Origin of the sequence: Geobacillus sp. LYN3 (assembly GCF_003064505.1) — a bacterium.
GTDB lineage: Bacteria > Bacillota > Bacilli > Bacillales > Anoxybacillaceae > Parageobacillus_B > Parageobacillus_B toebii.
Map to the genome: position 1 here is coordinate 908,114 of NZ_QCWL01000001.1, position 6,501 is coordinate 914,614.

The 6,501-nt window shown below is 42.2% G+C and carries 5 protein-coding genes and 2 pseudogenes; 5 read left to right on the forward strand and 2 right to left on the reverse strand.

What is annotated here, in order from left to right; genetic code table 11:
* Positions 1–57: 57 nt before the first annotated feature.
* Positions 58–291: an NTF2-like N-terminal transpeptidase domain-containing protein gene (locus tag DCC82_RS04675; protein ID WP_097354112.1), complete on the reverse strand. Its 234-nt coding sequence runs from the start codon at positions 289–291 to the stop codon at positions 58–60.
* A 534-nt stretch (positions 292–825) separates the two neighbouring features.
* Between DCC82_RS04675 and DCC82_RS04680 the strand changes: the two genes are divergently transcribed.
* From DCC82_RS04680 to ahpF, 5 genes and pseudogenes are all read left to right on the forward strand, one after another.
* Positions 826–2,262: an NADP-dependent isocitrate dehydrogenase gene (locus tag DCC82_RS04680; protein WP_012749171.1), complete on the forward strand. Its 1,437-nt coding sequence runs from the start codon at positions 826–828 to the stop codon at positions 2,260–2,262.
* A 100-nt stretch (positions 2,263–2,362) separates the two neighbouring features.
* Positions 2,363–2,620 (forward strand): hypothetical protein, encoded by a 258-nt coding sequence (locus DCC82_RS04685; RefSeq protein WP_097354113.1) that lies wholly within the window; start codon positions 2,363–2,365, stop codon positions 2,618–2,620.
* 248 nt (positions 2,621–2,868) lie between these two features.
* Positions 2,869–3,419 (forward strand): annotated as a pseudogene (locus DCC82_RS04690) (glycosyltransferase family 8 protein); the annotation flags it as partial.
* A gap of 207 nt (positions 3,420–3,626) precedes the next feature.
* Entirely contained in the window at positions 3,627–4,190 is a 564-nt protein-coding gene (gene ahpC, locus DCC82_RS04695; RefSeq protein WP_012749173.1) for an alkyl hydroperoxide reductase subunit C, read from the forward strand.
* A gap of 12 nt (positions 4,191–4,202) precedes the next feature.
* Positions 4,203–5,732, forward strand: a complete 1,530-nt coding sequence (gene ahpF, locus DCC82_RS04700; RefSeq protein ID WP_062677542.1) for an alkyl hydroperoxide reductase subunit F — start codon at positions 4,203–4,205, stop codon at positions 5,730–5,732.
* A 395-nt stretch (positions 5,733–6,127) separates the two neighbouring features.
* Here ahpF and DCC82_RS04705 read toward each other — a convergent pair.
* Positions 6,128–6,501: pseudogene (locus DCC82_RS04705) on the reverse strand (UPF0236 family transposase-like protein); the annotation flags it as partial.

Below are 6,501 nucleotides of genomic sequence, written 5' to 3' on the forward strand. Positions count from 1 at the left end.
TTTCATTCTACTGGAGATCCGCCAGCAAGGGCTATTTTTATGCTTGATCAAGTTTATCTAGCACCACGGGTCTTTATAAATTTTTTTATAGCGATTTATAAAATTTTCCTTTGATATGTTTTGTTTTGCTTGTTTAGATAGCATCGCATACATGTCTTCAAATTGTTGGTTTGTCCACAATTTCGTATATTTTTGCAATGCATCATGCGGTGAAGGTTTTTCACTGCAGGAAGATAATAAAATGGAACTAATCATGATGATGAAAAATGACACCATTCCTCTTTTGATCATTCATTTTCCCCCAATCGTGTTTAAATCATATAATATTTGCCGCTGAAGCAGTTTACATATTGGAAGTTAACGGTATTTATATTAACTATAGCATAAAAGGTAATGAATAACAGTGAATGGGAAAGAAATGATCGTGGAGAAATAAAAAATATGGATACTAGAAAAATGGTAAAATTATATTTGTATGCAATAAAAAATTTACTGATATTATGCCGGTTGCTTGAATGCGAATCGTTATACATGGCCACATCTTCACATTATTATGTAAAAATGCGATGGTCTGTTGCTTTGTTTATGAGATGGCTAATAGGTCAATATTTGTGTATAGGGAAAAATTTAAATTTTTTAAGGAAATTTTAATAATATTTTGTTATTATCATATATGGATGATTATGACATCGGCCATTTCTGTTGGGTACATACACATGGAGACTAAACGGTTGCGGGATAGAGAGTGGTCTTCCGCTGCTACATAGTAGTGGGTTGTATAATAGATCACTTTATAACGACAAAGACAACAAAGGGAGGATTCGCATGAGCAAAACACCGATTACAGTTGCGTACGGAGATGGTATCGGTCCTGAAATTATGGATGCGACGCTAAAAATTTTAGATGCTGCTGGCGCACAATTAGATATTGAAACGATTGAAATCGGCGAAAAAGTGTATCTTCGCGGCGGAACGACTGGTCTAGAGGAGAGTGCATGGGATTCGTTAAGAAGAACGAAAGTATTTTTAAAAGCACCGATTACGACACCGCAAGGCGGAGGGTATAAAAGCTTAAACGTAACGATTCGCAAGGCGCTTGGTCTTTACGCAAATGTCCGGCCGGCTGTAGCGTATTATCCGTTTGTCGAAACGAAACATCCAAATATGGATGTCGTTATTATTCGTGAAAATGAAGAAGACTTGTACGCCGGCATCGAGCATCGCCAAACGGAACAAGTATATCAATGCTTGAAATTGATTACCCAGCCTGGCTCGGAAAAAGTGATCCGCTATGCGTTCGAATATGCGCGCAGCTACGGCCGCAAAAAAGTGACCTGTTTTGTGAAAGACAACATTATGAAACTGACAGACGGCATTTTCCACCGCATGTTTGACGAAATCGGCAAAGAGTATCCGGATATTGAAAAAGAAACATGGATTGTCGATATCGGCGCGGCAAAACTAGCGAATAGCCCAGAAGAATTTGATGTCATTGTCATGCCAAACTTATATGGCGATATTATGTCCGATATTGCGGCGCAAATTTCTGGTTCTGTCGGGCTTGGAGGTTCGGCGAACATCGGTGATCAATGTGCGATGTTTGAAGCGGTTCACGGATCGGCGCCGCCGCTTGCCGGGAAAAACCTTGCCAATCCATCCGGATTGCTTTTAGCAGCGGTGATGATGCTGCAGCATATCGGCCAGCCGGAAGTAGCGTCGCGCGTGCATAACGCTTGGCTAAAAACCATTGAAGATGGCATCCATACGTTTGACATTTACCGCGAAGGAATCAGCAAACAGCAAGTGGGAACAAAAGAGTTTGCCCAAGCGGTCATCGACCGTCTTGGCCAGCTTCCGGAAAAACTTTCTCCAGTTTCTTATAAAGAAGCGCCAAAGCTTCACGCGGTGCTAAAACCGCGGCAAAAACAAAAGAAAGAATTATTTGGCGTGGACATTTTCCTTGACTGGGATAAAGGGACGGCGGAAGAACTCGGCAAAGCGTTGGAGCAATTTAAAGTAGGCAATCTCAAGCTTCGGGTTATTACAAACCGCGGAGTGAAGGTATATCCAGGAGGGCTTCTGGAAACGTTCTGCACCGACCATTGGCGCTGCCGTTTCCACGCAGAACCTGGCGAAACAATCGAACATCGGCAGATTGTCGAATTATACAACCAGCTTGTTGCGGCTGGATTTGATTGCATTAAAACAGAAAATCTTTACTTATTTGACGGTGAGCCAGGGTTTGCGGCCGTTCACGGATGATAAAACAGCAGCGGAAAAGCTGCTGTTTCTTTTTTGGAAGAAACACGAAACTTTTAAAAACAAACTTCGTATAAACGTAATGAAAGGAAGGAGGGACAGAATGAAAAAATATATTGTATTTTTGTTTAGTTTTCTGTTTATTTTTATGGCGATTCAAATAGGTTCTGGAATTGTCTTGACGTGGCTGTATACGCCTGATCCGGCAAAACAATGGTTAGAAGCCGCGCAGGCGCCAGCGGAAGTGCAATTTGTCGGACCAAACTTTGGCATGCTGTTTATATCTGCCGTGCTGGCTTCGGTGATATCTTTGTTGATCATGAAACTATTTCGACGATTTTCCCGTCCGCACCGTGGCTAATGTACTAGCTGGCAGCCTATAGCTGCTTTTTTATTTTTTATCCATAAGGGAATTGCCTCTTCATCGGATAGCTATTTTAGCCTATTGAGTGATGTCTTGCACATAAGCATCAAACGCGTTTCCTTTGCGTTACTAAAAAATTTACCGGAAACCATGAAAAAGAAGAAACATCAAGCGATATTTATATAATACATTGTAAGGAGGGAATGGTCTATTTTTACTGATGATGGGCAAGGATGTGATAATGAATGTTTCATGTTCTCGTGACGTTAGACGTCAATTACCTTCCACCGCTCAAAATGTTGATGAATTCTTTGTTTCGCAATAACAATCGGCCATTTACGTTTTATTTATTGTATTCCCGCATTCCTGAGATAGAAAGCGAATTATTAAAACAGTTTGTAGAGAGGCGCAAGAGCATCAGCTTGTGCCGATTTATTTAGATCCAGCTTTGTTCGCCGATGCCCCTGTATTTCGTCATTATACTTCAGAAATGTATTATCGGCTTGCTGCTCATCAGTTTTTGCCGCAAGAATTGGATCGCGCTTTATATCTTGATCCAGACATTGTTGCGATTAATCCGATCGATGATTTGTATGATATGGATTTTGAAGGAAATATGTTTATTGCCGCGGAGCATACCCATTCCACGAAAGTAGCGAATTTATTTAACAAGCTGAGGCTGAAAACCCCGAATGCAAAAGGATACTTTAACACTGGTGTCATGCTGATGAACTTGCCGTTAATAAGAAAAGAAGTACGGTTAGAGGATATTTACCAGTTTATTCGTGATAGGCGCCTGCCATACTAAGAAGGGACGCGGATCACAAAGAAGCATTCCATATGGAGATTGCACTCAACCAAAATAAAAAAATTAAATCATATCTATTGACAAATAGATACTACTACATGATAATAAATATAGAATTAAAATTATTATAATTTAATTAATGATTTAATTAGGCTATTGATCATTCCAACACTATTTTCAGGAGGTAGATGAAAGATGTCTCTAATTGGAAAAAAAGTACAACCATTCCGTGCAAAAGCGTATCATAATGGGAAGTTTATTGAAGTTACGGAACAAGACTTTCAAGGCAAATGGAGTGTAGTTTGCTTCTATCCAGCTGACTTTACATTCGTATGTCCTACGGAGCTTGAAGATTTGCAAAATAACTACGCGACTTTAAAAGAGCTTGGCGTTGAAGTGTATTCTGTTTCAACAGATACACATTTTACACATAAAGCATGGCACGATACGTCTCCAACAATCAGCAAAATCGAGTACATTATGATCGGCGACCCTTCTCAAAAGCTATGTCGCATGTTTGATGTGCTTGATGAAGAGGAAGGTCTTGCACAGCGCGGTACGTTCATCATCGATCCAGACGGTGTCATCCAAGCGGTGGAAATTAATGCTGACGGTATCGGCCGTGATGCAAGCACGCTTATTAACAAAATTAAAGCGGCACAATACGTCCGCAACCATCCAGGCGAAGTTTGTCCAGCGAAATGGCAAGAAGGGGCTGAAACGCTTAAACCGAGCCTTGATCTTGTAGGGAAAATTTAAGGAGGTAACACCATGATATTGGATGCCGAGATAAAAGCGCAATTAGCCCAATATCTACAATTGATGGAAAATGACATTGTTCTAAAAGTGAGCGCGGGAGACGATCAAGTTTCCCGCGATATGCTTGCTTTAGTCGATGAATTGGCCGCAATGTCACCAAAAATTAAAGTAGAGAAAACGCAGTTGCAAAGAACGCCAAGCTTTAGTGTTAATCGTATCGGCGAAGATACTGGTATAACATTCGCTGGTGTTCCTTTAGGGCATGAGTTTACCTCCTTAGTGCTTGCTCTGCTTCAAGTAAGCGGAAGACCGCCAAAGGTTGATCAGAACGTGATTGACCGAATTAAAAGCATAAAAGGCACCTATCACTTCGAAACTTACGTGAGTTTGACATGCCATAATTGTCCTGAGGTGGTTCAAGCGTTGAACTTGATGAGCGTCCTGAACACGGGCATTTCGCATACGATGATCGATGGCGCAGCCTTTAAGGAAGAAGCGGAAAGAAAAGGAATTATGGCAGTTCCAACAGTATTCCTAAATGGAGAGCTCTTTGGTAGCGGCCGGATGTCGTTGGAGGAAATTTTGGCGAAGATGGGGAATACTTTGGACGCATCACATTTCGCTGAAAAAGAACCATTTGATGTACTGGTTGTCGGTGGGGGACCAGCCGGAGCAGCTGCAGCGATTTATGCGGCGCGTAAAGGCGTTCGTACAGGCATTGTTGCGGAACGTTTTGGCGGTCAAATATTGGATACATTAGGCATTGAAAACTTTATCAGTGTGAAATATACGGAAGGCCCTAAGCTTGCAGCAAGCCTTGAAGAGCATGTCAAACAGTACGATATTGATATTATGAATTTACAGCGTGCCAAACGCTTGGAAAAGAAAGATCTTATTGAAATCGAACTTGAAAATGGCGCCGTGTTAAAAAGCAAGACGGTTATTATCGCAACAGGGGCTCGCTGGCGCAACCTTGGCGTACCAGGCGAGGCGGAGTTTAAGAACAAAGGGGTCGCATACTGCCCACATTGCGATGGTCCGTTGTTTGAAGGAAAACATGTTGCGGTCATTGGTGGCGGCAATTCCGGTATTGAGGCAGCCATTGATCTTGCAGGCATTGCAAAGCATGTCACCGTTCTTGAGTTTATGCCGGAGCTGAAAGCCGATGCTGTTTTACAAGAGCGCCTTTATAGCCTGCCTAACGTAACGGTTTTAAAGAACGTGCAAACAAAAGAAATTACCGGTACGGACAAAGTAAATGGCATCACTTATATCGACCGGGCGACCGGAGAGGAACATCATATTGAATTGCAAGGGGTATTTGTTCAGATCGGCTTAGTGCCAAATACGGACTGGTTAGATGGAACGATTGAACGCAATCGCTTCGGCGAAATTATCGTCGATAAGCATGGCGCTACGAACATCCCTGGAGTGTTTGCTGCAGGTGACTGCACGGATAGCGCGTATAAGCAGATCATTATTTCAATGGGGTCAGGCGCTACCGCAGCCTTAAGTGCATTTGATTACCTTATTCGAAATTAAGTTTCTTTGATCGCTGAAATTTGTAAAACAGAGAGCCGTAGGGTGGCTCTTTGTTTGTTTTTCAAGAGGTTGGCATGCTTTTTTTCGAATGTAGACGAGCATATCGCATTTGTCGGAAGAACTGTTTATCGATGCAGCGGTTGGGAATCGACCTATCGTTTTATTGTCTAAAACGATGATACGGTTGAGTCAAGATTTTGTGGGAGATTTTTTTGAGGTTTTGATTTTTTAGGTATATTTTGTAATCGTTTTCTGATTCTCTTATCCTGTTTGTGTGTGCTTCCCTACTTGTTCAAATTCCTTTCAATGCTTGTAGCGCTTGATAAATTGGTGCTTTTGATGAATGTTGGGATATTGAATTCCTGCGTAATTCAGCTGCTGGCTTCCCGTTTCAGGCTCATCACCGGATACCCGACCATCTGAGCAAGCGTACGAGCCGCTTTGCGATAGGAAGAGCACTCCACCGCCAATCCCACCGCCGTTTCTTCTAGACAAGGGCTGATTGACTGCGATCCATCAAACGCTAAAAAGGAATCAAGCAAAAACGTGTAACGGTTTTGTTCCCGGTCTAAATAGTAGTTCCGCTCAAAGGTGACTTCGCCAAACAGGGTTTGAATCGTGGTGCGTCGTTTGTCTTTCAAGTGGTATCGGCGCTTATCTCGATTCTCTGCCAATTGCCGGTCGATGTCCTCCAACAAACAGAGCCGTAAACAGCTCGGCGAAGGCGTTTTGCAAGGCTCGAAACAAATCAAGTTCGATCTCTTTCCAT

What these genes read in the sequence shown, in the direction of transcription:
- DCC82_RS04675 (WP_097354112.1), bottom strand. Translation starts at nt 291, where the DNA reads ATGATCAAAAGAGGAATGGTGTCATTTTTCATCATCATGATTAGTTCC.
- DCC82_RS04680 (WP_012749171.1), top strand. Translation starts at nt 826, where the DNA reads ATGAGCAAAACACCGATTACAGTTGCGTACGGAGATGGTATCGGTCCT.
- DCC82_RS04685 (WP_097354113.1), top strand. Translation starts at nt 2,363, where the DNA reads ATGAAAAAATATATTGTATTTTTGTTTAGTTTTCTGTTTATTTTTATG.
- ahpC (WP_012749173.1), top strand. Translation starts at nt 3,627, where the DNA reads ATGTCTCTAATTGGAAAAAAAGTACAACCATTCCGTGCAAAAGCGTAT.
- ahpF (WP_062677542.1), top strand. Translation starts at nt 4,203, where the DNA reads ATGATATTGGATGCCGAGATAAAAGCGCAATTAGCCCAATATCTACAA.